The organism is Brevundimonas vitisensis, from assembly GCF_016656965.1.
GTDB lineage: Bacteria > Pseudomonadota > Alphaproteobacteria > Caulobacterales > Caulobacteraceae > Brevundimonas > Brevundimonas vitisensis.
The window spans coordinates 1018321-1035376 of sequence record NZ_CP067977.1 but is presented as its reverse complement, the minus strand read 5'-3'; the positions used below and the strand labels follow the sequence as shown (position 1 = coordinate 1035376).

The window sequence follows — 17056 nt, the reverse complement described above, 5'->3', positions numbered from 1 at the left end:
CTGAGCGCCCCATGCTGACTGCACTGTCCATCCGCGACATCGTGCTGGTCGACGTGCTGGATCTCGAGGTCCAGCATGGGCTGACCGTGCTGACCGGCGAGACGGGGGCGGGGAAGTCGATCATTCTGGACGCGCTGGGCCTGGCGCTGGGGGCCCGGGCCGACGCCGGTCTGGTGCGGGCGGGGGCCAAACAGGCCGTGGCGGCGGCGGTCTTCACCTGTCCCGACGACCCGGACCTGATCGCACTGCTGACCGATCGCGGGTTCGAGGTGGCCGCGGGCGAGCCGCTGATTCTGCGCCGCATCCTGTCGGCGGACGGCCGCAGCCGGGCCTTCATCAACGACCAGCCTGCCGGGGTCGCGGTCCTGCGCGAGGTCGGCCAGGCCCTGGTCGAGGTGCATGGCCAGCATGAGACCGTTGGCTTGCTGGACTGGAAGACCCACCGGGCCCTGCTGGACGGCTATGGCGCGCTGCGCGTGCATCTGGAGGCTGTCGCGGCGGCCTCCGAGCGGCTGAAGTCGGCAGAGGCGCATGTGGCGGACCTGCGTGCTGCGGCCGCAGAAGCCGCCGCCCATGTCGAGGAACTGACCCTCAACCTGGCCGATCTGGACGAACTGGACCCCCGCCCCGACGAGGAGACGGAGCTGGCGGGCGAGCGGGCGCTTCTGGGGGCTGCGGAAAAGGCCCTCAGCGATCTGGCCGATGCCCGCACGACCCTGGGCGGGGACAAGCTGACGCAAAAGCTGGCGTCGGCCCTGCGTGCCGTCGAACATGCCCGTCAGCGTGCGACCCAGGCCGGGGCCGAGGCGGACCATCCCGTGATCGGACGTCTGGCGGCGGCGGCCGAGGCCATCGACCGGACCCTGGTCGAAGCGACCGAGGCCATGGCCGCCGTGGATTCCGCCGCTGCCGCCTTTGATGTCGAACCGGGCCGGTTGGACAAGGCCGAGGAACGGCTGTTCGCCCTGCGGGCGGCGGCTCGCAAGCTGAATACGACGGTGGACGCCCTGCCGTCGCTGCGCATCCGCATCCGCGAGAAGCTGCGTCTGATCGAGGACGGGGCCGGAGCCCTGACCGAGGCCGAGCGCGCCGCGACCCAGGCCCGTGAAGACTATGATCTGGTCGCCGGCATGCTGACCGACGCCCGCGAGGGGGCCGGTGCCCGTCTGGCCCAGGCGGTGATGGAAGAGCTGGGCCCGCTGAAGCTGGATCGCGCACGGTTCCGTGTGGCGCTGGACCCGGTCACGGACGGGCGGCGCGGCCCGTTCGGCATGGAGACGGTCCGGTTCGAGATCGCGACCAATGCCGGGACGGCGTTCGGGCCGCTGGATGCCATCGCCTCGGGCGGGGAGCTGGCACGCTTTGCCCTGGCCATGAAGGCGGCTCTGGCCGGGCGGGAGGGCCTGCGTCAGCCGGTCATGATCTTCGACGAAGTGGATCAGGGCGTGGGCGGTGCCGTGGCCGAGGCGGTTGGCCGCCGCCTGCAACGTCTGGCCGAGGGAGCCCAGGTCCTGGTCGTGACCCACAGTCCGCAGGTCGCCGCGCGCGGCCACGCCCACTGGAAGGTGCGAAAGGCCGATGCCGATGGCCGCACCGCGACCTCGCTGGACGCCCTGTCGCCCGAAGCCCGCCGCGAAGAGATCGCCCGGATGCTGTCCGGGGCCGTCATCACCGATGAGGCCCGCGCCGCCGCGGGGACCCTGATGGCCTAGATCCGCTCCAGCGGCCCCAGACCGTCGGGCGTCCGGGCGATGCGGTAACGACGCAGGGTTCCGCTCTCGAACGGTTTGGCCATGATGGTCGAGACAGTCCGCAGTTCGGCCGTTGCGGCCTCCGGCGTCAGGGTCAGCAGCACGAAACCCTTGGCGGTCTGGTCGCAGAAGACGACCTCATCATTGGTGCCCGACAGCAGCGGTCCCAGCGGCAGGCCGGGCAGGGCGTCGCCGGGCGAGGGGCTGGAGACGGCGCTGGTGCCGAACTCGACCGCGCGGCGGACCCCGCCCGCATCCTTCAGTTCATTGACCCAGAAGGCGTGGCTGTCGCCGGCCAGGACGATGGGCTGTACGCCTGCCGCCTCGAACACCTGGTACAGACGCTCGCGGCCGGCCGGATAACCGTCCCAGGCGTCCAGGTTGAAGGGCAGGCCGGCCTTGAACAGCTGGATCGACAGCCGGACCTCGGCCTGCACCTCGGCAGGCAGGGCCGCAATCATGGCCTCGATCTGGGCCGGTCCGTCCATTTTGGACACGTCGGGACCGGCGACGCGCGCCATGACCACCTGATTGCCCAGCACCTGCCACGGGCGTCCGGCGGCATGGGATGCGGACAGCTCACGTCCCAGCCAGGCGCGCTGATCCTCACCCAGGAGGTCGCGGGCCGGATCCTTGCGCTTGGCTTCGAAGGCCGCGATGTCGGGCACGGGGGTCCCGTCCGCATCGACCGTCATCGTCAGATCGGCCTGATAGGACAGCTGTTCGGTACGGGCCAGCAGCCGCGTCTCGACCATGTGCAGACTGGCCAGATCGCCGAAATGGAAGCTGCGCTGGATCGCCTCGCGCATTGCACCCTGCCGGGGCTCGCGGATCGGCATCCATTCATAATAGGCGCGCAGGGCGATGGCCTTGCGGGCCGCATAGTCACCCTCGGACGCGGGCTGGTGATTTTGGGCCCCCGCCTGCCAGGCGTCGTTGGTGACCTCATGGTCGTCCCAGACGCAGATGAAGGGCGCACGGGCATGGGCGGCCTGAAGGTCGGGGTCGGACTTGTACTGGGCGTGACGCAGCCGATAGTCGGCCAGGGTCACGATCTCATGCGCAGGCTCGGGAATCCGACCCAGGGCCTGACCGGTGGCCATGCCATAGTCGTCAGCCTCGGCCCCGTATTCATAGATATAGTCGCCCAGGTGGACGACGGCGTCGACGCGGGGCAGGTCGGCAATGGCCTGATAGGCATTGAACAGACCGCCCGGATACAGCTGGCATGACACGACGGCCAGGCTGACGACCGGCGTGGTTCCGGCGGGCAGGGTCCGGGTCAGGCCCTGCGGCGAGACGGTCCCGGCAGCGGCGAAGTCGAACCGGTATTCCCGGCCGGATTCCAGCCCCGACACCTCGATCTTGACCGTCCAGTCGCGATCCGGCCCGGTCTCGATCCGCCCGCTGAGGACAGGCGCAGTGTCGGCCTGCGCCGGGCGCACGAACCAGTCGACACTGAGCGGTTCGGCGGCATCGGTGGTCAACCGGGTCCACAGGACCATGCCGTCAGAGGTGGGATCGCCCGAAGCGACCCCGTGACGAAACTGGACCGTCGCCGCTTTCGCGCCCGGTCGGGCCAGGGCGGGAGCGGCGACGCCGCCCCCCAGGAGGCCGATCAGGCCGCGACGGTCCAGTTTCATTTTACGTCTCCGGCTGGATCAGTAGCGCAGGCGCAGGGACAGGCCGGCCATCCGCGGACGACCCGCGATGAAGGTCGGCAGGCCCAGGGCATCGCCCGTATTGCCCGCATCCTTGATGTATTCCTCGTCCAGCAGATTGTCGCCAAAGGCTTCGACCTCCCAGTTGCCGGAGCCCGACACAAACCGGACCCGCAGGTTCAGCAGGCCATAGGCGTCCTGAACCTCGTCCTGGATCAGGTCGGCGACGAAGTTGCGGGTCTGCAGGGCAGGGATGTCGTTGTCGTCGTTGAAGAAGACTTCCGACTGCCAGGTATAGGTCGGCTGGATGATCACATCGCCGCCTTGCAGCGGGAGCGACCAGGTCATGCCGATCGAGGCCATGTGGTCGGGCGACAGGCGGAAGCGGTTGCCGTCATAGATGCCCGCCTCGAACCGCGAGTGATTGTAGCCGTAGGTGCCGAACACATCGATGCTGTCCGTGGCCTGGAAGCTCATCTGGCCCTCGAAGCCATAGGACGTGGCCTCGCCGGCATTGGCCGTGATGAACCGCGTGCCGTCCTGGATCGTGGTCTGGAAGTTTTCGTAGCTGTAGTGGAACACCGCGCCATCAGCCCGCAGACGGCCGTCCATGAAGGCGCCCTTGGCTCCGATTTCAAAGCTGTCGACCGTCTCGGCGTCCACCTCGGTGAAGTTGGGGTTGGACAGGGGCGCGGAGGGCGCACCGGCGCTCAGCACCTTGGGACGGCGACCGCGGGCATAGTTGGCATACAGGCTGGCATCGTCCGACAGGTCATAGCGGGCCGTCAGACGCCAGGTGAGGCCGTCGTCTTCCAGGTCGCGATAGACGAAGTCGCCGTTGTTCGGCGTCGGCTGGGCGGTCAGGCCGAAGGGCGGGAAGGCGGCGCTGATCGGGGCATTGGCGGCACCCGGCGTGGCCAGTCCGGTGACGATGGCATTCGCAACCGCCCCCAGGGCCGCTGCCTGGGCCAGGGACTGGGGCGTGCCCTGGGCCACCAGAGCCGCGATCTGGCCTTGCAGTTGCTGCACGGCCAGCAGGCCGCCCAGCACCGACCGGCCGTTGACGACGCGGCTGGAATAGCCGGTGGTCTTGTCGTCGGTGGTGTAGCGGATGCCCGCGGCGATCTCGAACCGGTCGGTGACGGCAAAGGTGACGTCGCCGAACACGTCATAGGACGTCAGCTCGCTGGTGTTGGTCGCTTCCTCGATGTGGACGGGCTTCAGATTGTTGCGAATGCCCGGAACGGCGGCCCCCAGGCCGAAGCTGGTCAGGATCGGGTCCAGGATCGCCGGCGAGCCATAGGCGGCGGCCGGCAGGGTGTTGCTGCCCACCGCGAACGGGTTGCCGTCCAGGAAGCCGGCCAGCTGGGCCAGGGCGATCCGTTCGTCGAACTGGGTCGGGGTGCGCTGCGATCCTTCCTCGTGGAAGGCTCCGGCGCCGACGAAGCCCGACAGGCGGCCGCCGTTGTCGAAATTCAGGCGCAGCTCCTGGCTCCACTGCTCGCCCTCAGCCTGTTCGGCCGCGATCAGGATGGGCAGGGACACGCCATCGGCGTCGAACGTCTCATAGGAGTCGAACTGGCGATAAGCGGTGATCGAGGTCACGGTCCAGTCGGCGTTCAGGTCGAACCGGCCGATGCCCGTCACGCCCCAGACTTCGCGATCCAGACCCAGGGCCTTGCCGCCGTCAAAGGCCGCCGTCGGCGTCAGGGCCGCGCCGTCCCAGGGATCGCGACCACCCAGCACCGCGCCGGTGTTGGGATCGGCCGGGGCATAGGCGATGGACTTGAAGGACGTGCCGCTGGCTTCGTCACCCTGCCAGTTGGCGATGACGTCGTAGCGGAAGCTGTCGCTGGGCGCGAAGGCCAGCGAGGCGCGGAAGGCCTGGGTGTCGATGCTGTTGTAGTCGTCACCGCCCAGCAGGTTCTCGACGAAGCCGTCGCGGGTCTTGACCCGGCCCGCCAGACGCAGGGCCAGGGTGTCGCCCAAGGCGATGTTCGCCACGCCCTCGACCATGGCATAGCCATAGTCGCCGGCCTGAACTTCGGCCTCGCCAAAGGACTGGCCGATCGCCGGGCGGTTCTGGATCAGGTTGACGGCCCCGATCAGGGCTCCCCGGCCATACAGGGTCGATTGCGGACCCTTGGCGATCTCGACCCGCTGCAGGTCGAACAGCTCGACATAGGATCCGCGCGATTTCGAAATCGAAACGCCGTCCTGATAGACCGACACGCGCGGTTCGGTGGTGGCTTCGCCCGAATCGGAGGTGATGCCGCGCATCACGAAGCCCGGATTGTTCGGCGACTGGTTCTGCACCAGGAAGCCGGGGACGAAGGCCGACAGCTGTTCGAACTCCTGGACGCCCAGCTCACGCAGGCTTTCGCCGCTGTAGGCAGTCAGGGCGAAGGGGACCTCGATCGGATCCTGCTCGCGCAGCTGAGCCGTCACGACGATCTCGTCGACCGAGGTGGCCTCATCCTGCGACTGTGCGGCCACCGCCGACGCGCCGGCCCAGCTCAGTGCCAGAATGCTGGCGCCCATGATCCGGGCGCGATGCCCCATACGACTGTTCATCTGAATATCCCCCAAGCTTGACGCTTTGAGGCGGGTTAACGGCGGTCAGTGTCGGAGGCGCGACGTGTCGATTGCTGCCCTGTGACCAAGTGCCGACGCAGTCGTGACGATCTGTCCGCGTCGGGACGATGCATGAGGGCCACGTTTCGTGTGGGATCGACGAAATTTGACGGTTTTTCGTCAGAATGTCCTTTCCCGACAAATCCAGCCAACCTTGACCATAAAGCTGGGCATATGTTGCGATGCACACTTCAATGGAGGGATAAAATTGCTGATATATACGCAAAATTACCGGTAACAGGGCACGAAAAGTGCTCTGATCTCTTGCGATCCCCTTGCGCTTTTCCAATGCCGCGTAAACAGTTCGCTAATGCGAAATGCATCATTGGGGGATCAAAGATGACACGACACTGGCACCGCCTTGCAGGCGGTCTCGCACTCGGAACGGGGCTTGCGCTTGCCGCCGGGGGTATGGCGCATGCCGCGCCCCTTCTGGGACACCAGGCTGCGCTGGAATTGGATGCCGCAGGAACGGCCTGGCTGGGGACCTCCACGGCCCTCGTCCTGTTGATGACCCTGCCGGGTCTGGCGTTGTTCTACGGCGGCATGGTGCGACGCAAAAACGTGATCGCCACCATCACCCAGTCCGTCGGCGTCTTCGCCGTCGTGACCCTGGCCTGGTTTCTGGCGGGCTACAGCATCGCCTTCGGATCGGCCAATGGGCTGTTCGGTCTCTCCGCCGAGCAGATCCAGCCCTATTTCGGCAGCTTCGACATGCTGCTGCTGAACAATGTGACCCTGCAGAGCGCCAACAGCCTGCTGCCGGGCATTCCCGAGTTTCTGTTCATCTCGTTCCAGATGACCTTCGCCATCATCACGCCGGCGCTGATTACCGGAGCGTTCGCAGAGCGGTTCAAATATTCCGCCCTGCTGCTGTTCACCCTGCTGTGGACCTTGTTCATCTATGCCCCAATCTGTCACTGGGTGTGGGGTGGCGGCTTCCTGGGTTCGGCGGGTGTTCTGGACTTCGCGGGCGGCGCGGTTGTTCACGTCAACTCCGGCGTGGCGGGCCTGGTCTGCGCGGTCTTCCTGGGACGCCGTAAGGGATATGGCACCGAGCCGATCGTCGCGCACAACCCTGTCCTGACCCTGATCGGCGCCTCCCTGCTGCTGGTCGGCTGGATCGGGTTCAATGCCGGCTCGGCCGGTGCGGCCAACGACCTGATGGCCGTGGCCCTGCTGAATACGATCCTGGCGGCGGCGGCTGCGGCCCTGTCGTGGAAGTTGATCGAGGTCATCGAGAAGAAGAAGGTCTCGCTGATCGGCATGCTGTCGGGCATCGTGGCCGGCCTGGTGGGCATCACCCCGGCCGCCGGCTTCGTCGATCCGAAGGGCGCGGTCATCATCGGCCTGGTCTCGGGTGCGGGCTGCTATATCTTCTCGGTCTGGATCAAGAAGCTGCTGCGCTACGACGACTCGCTGGACGCCTTTGGCATCCACGGTGCGGGCGGCCTGATCGGGGCGCTGCTGACCGGCCTGCTGGCCACCACCACCATCAACAGCCTGTCCGAAGGGGCCAACATCGGGACCCAGGCGATGGGGCTGGCCTGGACGATCGTCTACAGCGCCATCGGCACCTTCATCATCCTGATCCTCTGCAAGTTCACCACGGGCCTGCGAGTGTCGGAATCCCAGGAAGCCGAAGGCCTGGACACCCACCTTCACGGCGAGGCTCTCGAAGCCCCGTGATCCGGCCGGGCGCGGAGCTTCCCATCCGCGCCCGCCAACCGGTTCGCCGGACCTGCCTGAGACGTGCCTTCAAACAGAAACGACCATCGAGAAAACAAGGGGATACTTGAAATGAAAAAGACCTTTGCCATCGCCGCTGCGGCGGCCGTTGTTGCCCTGGGCCAGCTGGCCATGGCCGGTGCGGCGCAGGCCCAGTCCACGCCGGAGTTCGCCTTCAATGCGGGCGTGACCAGCGACTATGTCTTCCGCGGCTTCAGCCAGACCAATGAAGATCCCGCAGTCTTCGGCGGCGTCGATGCCACCGTCGGCTCCTTTTACGCTGGGGCATGGGCCTCAAATGTCGACTTCGGCGACAGCACCGATGCCGAGGTCGATGTGTATGGCGGCTATCGCACCGAAGCGGCCGGCTTTGCATTCGACGTCGGCGTGGTCGGCTATCTGTATGTCGATGCTCCCGATGGCGTCGACTATGACTATCTTGAAGTGAAGCTGGCGGCCTCGCGCGCCATCGGCCCCTACACCATCGGTGCGGCGGCCTATATCTCGCCCGACTTCTTCGGCCTGGATGAAGAAGCCGTCTATGGCGAGGTGAACGCTGCCTATGCGGCCGATAACGGTGTGTCGGTCTCTGGTGCGGTCGGCTTCCAGTCGCTGGACGTCAACGAGGACTACACCACCTGGAACGTCGGCCTTGGCCTTCCGCTGGTGGCGGGTATCGGTCTGGACGTCCGCTATCACGACACCGACTACGACGGCACCCTGTCCGAAGGACGTGGCGTTGCCACCTTGAAGTACGCCTTCTGATCCGTCGCGGCTGTCCGGGAAACCGGACAGCCGCACAACGGCGTTCGCGGCTGAAGGTCGAGCGCTGGAAATGATTGTCCAATGATAGCGCCTATGGCGCTATTTTTTGTCTATTTGGCTGCATCGGCATCATTCCGTGGCAATCATATTGCCGAATTTGCTGCAAGCCGCTAATTGCGATGCCCCGCTGTCCGAGGCCAGAGTCCGTTGAAGTCCGCCAATCAAACCTTTGTCGTCACGCCGCGCGTCGGGCCGGCCAAGATGTCGGCCAACGATCGCGTGCGTGCTTTTGACGAGATCTATGCCGACTTCGCCCCGGCTGCCGGGACCACCCAGGCCAGCCGCTGTGCCCAGTGCGGCGTGCCATTCTGCCAGTCGGGTTGTCCGCTGGAGAACAACATTCCCGACTGGCTGAAGCTGGCCGCCGAAGGCCGGGCCGAGGAGGCCTGGCGTCAGTCCGAAGCGACCTCCACCATGCCCGAAATCTGCGGCCGCATCTGCCCGCAGGACCGGCTGTGCGAAGGCTCCTGCACGCTGGAGCAATCCGGCTGGGAGACCGTCACCATCGGCTCGGTCGAGCGCTGGCTGGGCGATATGGCGTTCGAGAACGGCTGGGTCACACCGATCCGACCCCTGGTCGAGCGGGGGCAGTCGGTGGGGATCGTGGGCGCGGGTCCGGCGGGTCTGGCGGCCGCCGATCGCCTGCGGAGCGCCGGCTATGCCGTCACGGTCTATGATCGGCACGATCGGGCCGGCGGGCTGCTGATCTATGGCATCCCGGGCTTCAAGCTTGAAAAACACGTCGTCCAGCGCCGGGTCGACCGTCTGATCGACGGCGGCGTGGTGTTCGAGCTGGGCGTCGATATCGGCGGATCGGGCGAAGGCGATCTTTCCTTTGCCGAGGTGCGCTCGCGCCACGATGCCGTCCTGATCGCCACGGGCGTCTATCAGGCGCGTCGACTGACTGCGCCGGGCTGCGGGTCGCATGGGGTCGTTGCGGCCCTGGATTATCTGATCGCCTCGAACCGGACGGGGCTGGGCGATGTCGTCCCTGCGGTGGTCGACGGTTCGCTGAGTGCCCAGGGCAAGCGCGTCGTGGTGATCGGGGGCGGTGATACGGCCATGGACTGTGTCCGCACCGCGATCCGCCAGGGCGCGGCCTCGGTCGTCTGCCTGTATCGCCGCGATCGCGACAACATGCCCGGCAGTGCGCGCGAGGTCGCCAATGCCGAGGAAGAAGGCATCGTCTTCGAATGGCTGGCCTCGCCCCGCGCCGTCCTGGGCGGCGCGGGCGGCGTCACCGGCGTGCGCTCGATCCGCATGGCCCTGTCCGCGCAAGGGGCCGATGGCCGCTGGAGCGTCGAGGAAGTGCCGGGGGGCGAGTTCGATCGCCCCGCCGACATGGTGATCGAAGCCCTGGGCTTCGAGCCCGAAGACATCCCCGGTCGTTTCGTCTCGCCCGACCTGGCCCTGACCGATTGGCGCACAGTTCGGACGGCGGGCCGGACCAAGGCAACGACCCTGGAAGGGGTGTTTGCGGCAGGCGATATCGTGCGCGGTGCCTCGCTGGTCGTCTGGGCCGTGCGCGACGGCCAGGACGCTGCCGCCGAGATCGACGCCTGGCTGACGGCGCGTGCCCCATCCATTTCGGCGAGAGTTGCCGCATGACCTTCGACCATCAACAGTATCTGGCCGACCGACAGCGGCTGATCGATGCCCATGCCTATGACCCGGCGTCTGAGCGCGATGCCTGCGGGGTCGGCCTGGTGGCCGCCATCGACGGCCGGCCGCGCCGCGAGGTCGTGGAACTGGCGCTCAAGTCGCTGAAGGCCATCTGGCACCGCGGGGCCGTCGATGCGGACGGCAAGTCGGGCGACGGGGCTGGCATACTGATCGGCCTTCCGCGCGTCTTTTTCGAACAGCAGGTCCGCGATGCGGGGCATGAGCCGCGTCCCGGCCCGATCGCAGTCGGCATGGTCTTCCTGCCCCGCACCGACCTGGGAGCCCAGGAGCGTGCCCGCGTCGTGGTCGAGCGGGAGGTCATGGCCGCCGGCTTCTATCTGTATGGCTGGCGCCAAGTGCCGCACCGGCCCGAAATCCTGGGCGAACGGGCCGCCGCGACCCGGCCCGAAATCGAGCAGATCATGCTCAGCGCCCCCGAAGGCCTGGATGGCGAGGACCTGGAGCGGGCCCTGTATCTGCTGCGCCGCAAGATCGAGGCGCGGGCCAAGGCGGCGGGGCTGTCGCCCTTCTACATCTGCTCGCTGTCGGCACGCTCGGTCATCTACAAGGGGATGATGCTGGCCGAGGCGCTGGGCGAGTTCTACCCCGACCTGACCGATGCGCGGGTCGAGGCCAATGTCGCCTTGTTCCATCAGCGGTATTCGACCAACACCTTCCCCGAATGGCGCCTGGCCCAGCCGTTCCGCATGCTGGCGCACAACGGCGAGATCAACACTCTGCGCGGCAATGCCAACTGGATGCGCAGTCACGAGATCCGCATGACGGCGGCTGCGTTCGGGGCAGACGACGCCACGGTCAAGCCGGTCATCCAGGCCGAGGGCTCCGATTCCGCTGCTCTGGACAATGTGTTCGAGGTTCTGGTGCGCGCCGGCCGCCCGGCTCCGATGGTCAAGGCGCTGCTGATCCCGGAGGCCCCCATCGCGGGGCTGATCTCGGACGATCACCGCGCTCTCTATGCCTATTGCAATGCGGTGATGGAGCCGTGGGACGGACCCGCCGCCATCTGTGCCACCGACGGCCGCTGGGTCGTGGCGGGCAAGGACCGCAACGGCCTGCGACCTCTGCGTGTCGCTGAGACGACCGATGGACTGCTGATCTGCGGGTCCGAGGTCGGCATGACCGGGATCGCCGACGATCGCGTCGCACGCCGGATGCACATCGGTCCGGGGCGGATGATCTCAATCGATCTGGAAGCGGGCGTCCTCTATGACGAGACCCAGACCATCGATCGTCTGGCGGGCGAGCACCCGTATCGGGAATGGCTGTCCAACATGGTCGAGCTGGAGCCTGTGGTGGGCCCCGGTGACGAACCGCGCCGCCTGTCCGGTGAAGCGCTGACCCGGTTTCAGGCCGCCGTCGGCTGGACCCAGGAAGACATCGACACCCTGCTGGATCCGATGGCCGTGGACGGCAAGGAGGCCGTGGGCTCGATGGGCGATGACGCCCCGCCTGCGGTCCTGTCGCATCAGGATCGCCCGTTCAGCCACTATTTCCGCCAGGCCTTTGCCCAGGTCACCAATCCGCCGATCGATTCCCTGCGCGAAGCCGGGGCGATGTCCCTGCGGACCCGGTTCAAGAACCTGGGCAACATTCTGGCTCAGGACGAGACCCAGACGCGGGTTTTCGTGCTGGACAGCCCGGTCCTGACCACCGGCATGTACGAGCGGATGCTGGAGGCGGTCGGCGCGGGCGCGACGACGGTGATCGACTGCACCTTCGTGCACGAGCCTGACGCTGCGCCCGGAGCAGCGTTGAAGGCCGCGCTGGACCGCATCCGCGACGAGGCTGTCGCTGCGGCGCGCGGCGGGGCCGCCCTGATCGTTCTGACCGATGAATGGGCCGGGGCAGGGCGACCGCTGATCCCGATGATCCTGGCCACGGCCGGGGTTCATGCCCGGCTGGTGGACGAGGGGCTGCGGGCCCTGTCGTCGATCGTGGTCCGTTCGGCCGAGGCGATCGACGCCCATGCCTTTGCTGTCCTGGTCGGATGCGGTGCAACGGCGGTCAATGCCTGGCTGGCACAGGAGACCTTCCTGGAGCGTCTGGATGCGGGTCGCTATCCGGGCATGACGCTGCGGGACGCCTGCCTGAACCACAAGGGCGCGGTCGAGGCCGGGCTGATGAAGATCCTGGCCAAGAAGGGCATCTCGGTCATCTCGGCCTATCGCGGGGGCTATGAGTTCGAAGCCCTGGGCCTCAGCCGGGCCCTGGCGGCCGAGTTCTTCCCCGGCATGACGTCGCGGATTTCCGGCGTCGGCTTGGCAGGCATCGAGGCCCAGGCGGTCCGCAAGGCCGAGCGCGGCTTCAACCCGCCCAAGCCGGCCCTGCGGATCGGGGGCGCACACCGCATCCGCGCCGGCGAGGAAAGCCACGGCTGGGACGCCGAGATGATCCACCGGATCCAGGATGCGACCACCCGCGGCGACTATGGCCGCTACAAATCCTATTCCCGGCGCGCCCGCGAACAGCCGTCCAACGCCCTGCGCGACCTGCTGGACTTCCGTGAGGCCCTGCCCATCCCGGTCGAGGACGTCGAAAGCGTCAATGAGATCAGGAAGCGGTTTGTCACGCCCGGCATGTCGCTGGGGGCGCTGAGCCCCGAGGCGCACGAGACGCTGAACATCGCCATGAACCGTATCGGTGCCCGGTCGGTCTCGGGCGAGGGGGGCGAGGATCCGGAACGCTATGTCACCCGCGCCAATGGCGACAATCCGAACTCTGCGGTCAAGCAGATCGCCTCTGGCCGGTTCGGCGTCACCGCCGAATATCTGAACCAGTGCCGCGAGATCGAGATCAAGGTCGCCCAGGGGGCCAAGCCCGGCGAGGGCGGTCAGCTGCCCGGCTTCAAGGTCACCGAATTCATTGCCCGGATGCGTCACTCGACGCCGGGTGTCGGCCTGATCAGCCCGCCGCCGCACCACGACATCTATTCGATCGAGGACCTGGCCCAGCTGATCTACGATCTGAAGTCGATCAACCCGGATGCGCGCGTGACGGTCAAGCTGGTCGCCTCATCGGGCATCGGCGCGATCGCGGCGGGGGTGGCCAAGGCCAAGGCCGACACCATCCTGGTGGCGGGCCACAACGGCGGCACGGGGGCCTCGGCCGTCGCCTCGATCAAGCATGCGGGCATGCCTTGGGAGATGGGCCTGACCGAGGCGCATCAAGTTCTCAGCCTGAACGGCCTGCGCGGTCACGTCCGGCTGAGGACGGACGGCGGCATCCGCACCGGCCGCGATGTGGTCATTGCCGCCCTGCTGGGGGCCGAGGAGTTCGGCATCGGCACGGCCTCGCTGGTGGCGGTCGGCTGCCTGATGGTGCGTCAATGCCATTCCAACACCTGCCCCGTCGGCGTCTGTGTTCAGGACGAACGGCTGCGCGCCATGTTCACCGGCACGGCGGACAAGGTGGTGAACCTGTTCACCTTCATCGCCGAGGAGACGCGCGAGATCCTGGCAAGCCTGGGCCTGAGGTCGCTGGACGAGGCGGTGGGCCGCACAGACCTGCTGCGGCAGGTGTCTCGCGGCGGCGATCATCTGGATGATCTGGATCTGAACCCGCTGCTGGTCCGCGTCGGTGGAGCGGCCGATCTGAAGCCGGCCGATGCACCGCGCAATGCCGTGCCGGACTCACTGGACGGCCAAATCCTACGCGACGCCGCCCCCTTCCTGGAGCGGCGCGAGAAGATGCAGCTGACCTATGCGGTGATGAACACCCAGCGGGCCATCGGCACGCGGTTGTCGTCGCATATCGTGCGGACCTATGGCTCGGACCTGCCGGACGGTCACCTGACGCTGAACCTGCGCGGGGCGGCGGGTCAGTCGATGGCGGCCTGGGGCATGAAGGGGCTGAAGATCGTCTTGGACGGCGAGGCCAACGACTATGTCGGCAAGGGTCTGTCGGGGGCTCAGATCGTGGTCCGCCCGCCCGCATGGGTTCAGGGGCAGGCCCTGATCGGCAACACCTGCCTGTACGGCGCGACCTCCGGGGCCCTGTTCGCGGCGGGGGCGGCGGGCGAGCGGTTCGCGGTCCGCAACTCGGGCGTCACGGCGGTGGTCGAGGGCTGCGGTGCCCACGGCTGTGAATACATGACCGGCGGCGTGGTGGTGGTCTTGGGCAAGACCGGCTGGAATTTCGGGGCCGGCATGTCGGGCGGCGAGGCCTTCGTCTGGGACCCGTCATCGACGGCGGTTGCCCATCTGAATGCGGGATCGGTCGTGGCCGGTCGGGTGATGGGCGAGGCGGGCGACCGCCTGCGGGCCCTGGTCGAACGCCATGCGGCCGAGACCGGCTCACCCCTGGCGCGGCGCCTGCTGGAGGGCTGGGCCGCAGCACTGCTCAACTTCCGTCACGTACTGCCGCTGGAAGAACCCTCGGCCCAGGTCGCACGGCGCGCCTGAAACGAAAAGACCGGGCTGGATCGCTCCAGCCCGGCCTCACATCCTCAGCATGGCTAGCCGTTCAGGATGCAAGCGTAATGTCGCCTCCGACAGAACTGCCGTTCTCTGCTTCGGTGGCAGCGGTGAGATCGATTTGCGGCGCGGACCATTCCAGCTTGCCCGCGTCATTTTCGGTGTGATCGTTCATGGAATTATCCCCTGATAGTGGTCGGCGTTCTACTCGTCGCCGACTAACAAAAGTCAGCTGGCGGCGTTGGAGTCGGCATTGGTAGAGCCACCACCTTCTGCATCGTTGCCCTGCATGACGTCGATCTCAGGTGCCGTCCATTCCGGCTTGTCGGCGTCGTTCGTGATGGTCCGTTTGGTCATCGCACATCTCCACTCTTTGATTGCAACCGTACACTGCGCACGACGCTGACAGAGCGGTGAAGTCGACTCAAGCGGCCCTGCTCAACTTCCGTCACATCCTGCGGTGGAAGAACCCTCGGCTCAGGTCGCACGGCGCGCCTGACATGAAAAGACCGGGCTGGATCGCTCCAGCCCGGTCTGAACGGTCATTGTTCTTGAGCTTCGTCAGGAACCCACAAACGTGGCGTCTGAACCATCGACCGTGCCGACTTCAGCGCCGGCGACCTGTGAGATGTCGATTTTGGGCGCGGACCATTCCAGCTTGCCCTCGTATGCTTCGGCGTGATTGTCGTTCATGGACTTATCCCCTTGATAGTGGTGGCGTATGAGTCTTCGCAGCAGCGTTTGCAGAATGCTGACAAGCTACGCAAGATCGTCGCAATAGAGTCGGCTCAAAAATCGGCAATTTCAGCCAGCCTAGGCCGCCGGAAACCGCGCCAGTTCCGTGAAGTCCGAAGCGTTCTCGCAGCCCACGACCGGTCGGTCGCCGCTCTTGACCCAGGTGTGGGCGATGAAGCCCTTTTCCGGGTCCTTGGCCACGCCATAGAACAGGGTGGTGGCCACGCCACGTCGGCGCAGCATCCACTGGGCCGACAGGGCCTGTTCGAAACACATGGAACGCCACGGCACGACCTTGGCCCACAACCGTACGGCCCATCGGACCCGCCGCACAGCAGGCAGCGGGTCGGCGGGCACGCGCTGGGGCGGGGGCTGGCGGCTGGACCAGGCGGCAATCCGCTTGAACGGCACAAAGGCGACCGCTGCCGCCGCCGCGATCGACAGCACAAAGGCCTCGGCCAGCAGCATCAGCCGCCGGAACTTACGCACGAGACTGTTCATCGCCGTCCGATCAGCGCGCGCCCATGGCGCATCAGCCAAAGCGGCACCCGCAGCGGCAGATAGAGGAAACTCAGCGCCGGGGGCAGGCCCAGCTTGATCCGGTCGTCCGGCGAGTTCATCCGCCGGGCCAGCTCGCGTTTCAGATGGCCGGCACCGGGCATCAGGAACAGCTGCGCCAGCTTGATCCGCACGACAGGAAGCGAATAGGGCAGAGGCAGTTCCACCGCCCCCTGACCGTAGTTCAAACAGGCCAGGGCGTTGTCGGCCAGGGCTTGAGCGATCCGATCCCGCTTCAGAACATCAGCGAGCGACGGCGACACCTCCAACCCATAGAGCCGCTGGCAAAGGATCAGCCCCATGGCCGGGGCGCGGCCAGCCCCCATGGCCACGGCCGCCTCGTATAGATGCTCGACGACGTCCTGTGAGCGATGAGACAGGAAGGCGTTCAGGTCCGCCGACCACTTCAGACGGTTCCAGGCATGGGCCGATCCGTGCACGCACAGATAGGCGAACAGCGCCGGGTCCGGCAGGGTTCGTACCGGGACACCGCCCAGGCCGACGGTCCGAACCGCATCGGCCACATCGATCCCTGGCAGAACCCAGGCCTGATCCAGTAGCCGCCAGTGCAGGTCGACCATATGGCCGGTGACGCCGTGGACGAAGGCGGCCTCCTTGTGATGCTCGATCAGGACCAGGAAGCGCGCCGCATCCAGATCGGCCGGAAGCGTCATGCGATAGCCCCGGCTCTCCAGCAGGGCGCGGACCTCGACTGCCGCCTCTGGCGTCGTCAGCAGGTCGATATCGTGAGACTTCTTGATGCCCGCGTCGCCATAGGCCAGGGCCGCCAGGCTTGCGCCCTTGACGAAGGCGCAGGGCAGGCCCGCCGCATCGCACGCTTTCTGAAGCTGGGCCGTCTCGGCGGCCATGGCCAGCGATCGATGGGTTTCGCGAACGGCGATGGGCTTCAACCTTGCCGCCACGGCTTCGGGCAATGCGACCCCGGCCTGTCGCAGGCCGTCCAGGGCCAATGCCGTGATCCGGTGCCGGGCCAGGACGCGCGCGAAGCGGGGCCAGTCGATTCCTTCGGCAGCCGCAATCACCGCCGCGTTTCGCTGCGCGGAGGGCG

Annotated in this window: 12 protein-coding genes; 5 read left to right on the top strand and 7 right to left on the bottom strand. The window is 66.9% G+C overall.

The window, feature by feature from the left end; all coding sequences use genetic code 11:
• Positions 1-11 precede the first annotated feature (11 nt).
• The gene (gene recN / locus JIP62_RS05150) at positions 12-1712 is read left to right on the top strand and encodes a DNA repair protein RecN (protein WP_201103834.1); all 1701 of its coding nucleotides are present in this window, start codon (positions 12-14) and stop codon (positions 1710-1712) included.
• Here recN and JIP62_RS05145 read toward each other — a convergent pair.
• On the bottom strand, positions 1709-3394 hold the full coding sequence (locus JIP62_RS05145; protein ID WP_201103833.1) for an alkaline phosphatase D family protein: 1686 nt from the start codon (positions 3392-3394) through the stop codon (positions 1709-1711). The two genes, recN and JIP62_RS05145, sit on opposite strands and share 4 nt — an antisense overlap.
• Positions 3395-3412: 18 nt before the next feature.
• Positions 3413-5986, bottom strand: coding sequence for a TonB-dependent receptor (locus tag JIP62_RS05140; RefSeq protein ID WP_230974873.1), 2574 nt, complete (start codon positions 5984-5986; stop codon positions 3413-3415).
• A 399-nt stretch (positions 5987-6385) separates the two neighbouring features.
• Between JIP62_RS05140 and JIP62_RS05135 the strand changes: the two genes are divergently transcribed.
• From JIP62_RS05135 to gltB, 4 genes are all read left to right on the top strand, one after another.
• Positions 6386-7735 carry an ammonium transporter gene (locus tag JIP62_RS05135; RefSeq protein ID WP_201103832.1) on the top strand — a complete coding sequence of 450 codons (1350 nt, stop codon included), beginning with the start codon at positions 6386-6388 and terminating at the stop codon, positions 7733-7735.
• 111 nt (positions 7736-7846) lie between these two features.
• The gene (locus JIP62_RS05130; RefSeq protein WP_201103831.1) at positions 7847-8539 is read left to right on the top strand and encodes a TorF family putative porin; all 693 of its coding nucleotides are present in this window, start codon (positions 7847-7849) and stop codon (positions 8537-8539) included.
• Positions 8540-8800: 261 nt separating this feature from the next.
• Entirely contained in the window at positions 8801-10207 is a 1407-nt protein-coding gene (locus JIP62_RS05125; RefSeq protein WP_201104586.1) for an NAD(P)-dependent oxidoreductase, read from the top strand.
• The gene (gene gltB / locus JIP62_RS05120) at positions 10204-14682 is read left to right on the top strand and encodes a glutamate synthase large subunit (protein ID WP_201103830.1); all 4479 of its coding nucleotides are present in this window, start codon (positions 10204-10206) and stop codon (positions 14680-14682) included. Before JIP62_RS05125 ends, gltB begins: the two co-directional genes overlap by 4 nt.
• 61 nt (positions 14683-14743) lie before the next feature.
• Here the strand turns inward: gltB and JIP62_RS15225 are convergent, their stop codons facing one another.
• The 5 genes from JIP62_RS15225 to JIP62_RS05110 form a co-directional block, all read right to left on the bottom strand.
• Positions 14744-14869, bottom strand: a complete 126-nt coding sequence (locus tag JIP62_RS15225; RefSeq protein ID WP_269145469.1) for a hypothetical protein — start codon at positions 14867-14869, stop codon at positions 14744-14746.
• A gap of 53 nt (positions 14870-14922) precedes the next feature.
• Complete coding sequence (locus JIP62_RS15220; protein WP_269145468.1) at positions 14923-15051, bottom strand: hypothetical protein; 129 nt, start codon at positions 15049-15051, stop codon at positions 14923-14925.
• 204 nt (positions 15052-15255) lie between these two features.
• Positions 15256-15387: a hypothetical protein gene (locus JIP62_RS15215; protein WP_269145467.1), complete on the bottom strand. Its 132-nt coding sequence runs from the start codon at positions 15385-15387 to the stop codon at positions 15256-15258.
• Positions 15388-15507: 120 nt separating this feature from the next.
• Positions 15508-15930 carry a lasso peptide biosynthesis B2 protein gene (locus tag JIP62_RS05115; RefSeq protein ID WP_201103829.1) on the bottom strand — a complete coding sequence of 141 codons (423 nt, stop codon included), beginning with the start codon at positions 15928-15930 and terminating at the stop codon, positions 15508-15510.
• Positions 15927-17030 carry a nucleotidyltransferase domain-containing protein gene (locus JIP62_RS05110; protein ID WP_201103828.1) on the bottom strand — a complete coding sequence of 368 codons (1104 nt, stop codon included), beginning with the start codon at positions 17028-17030 and terminating at the stop codon, positions 15927-15929. The genes JIP62_RS05115 and JIP62_RS05110 overlap by 4 nt, the downstream gene beginning before the upstream one ends.
• Between the last annotated feature and the right edge of the window lie 26 nt (positions 17031-17056).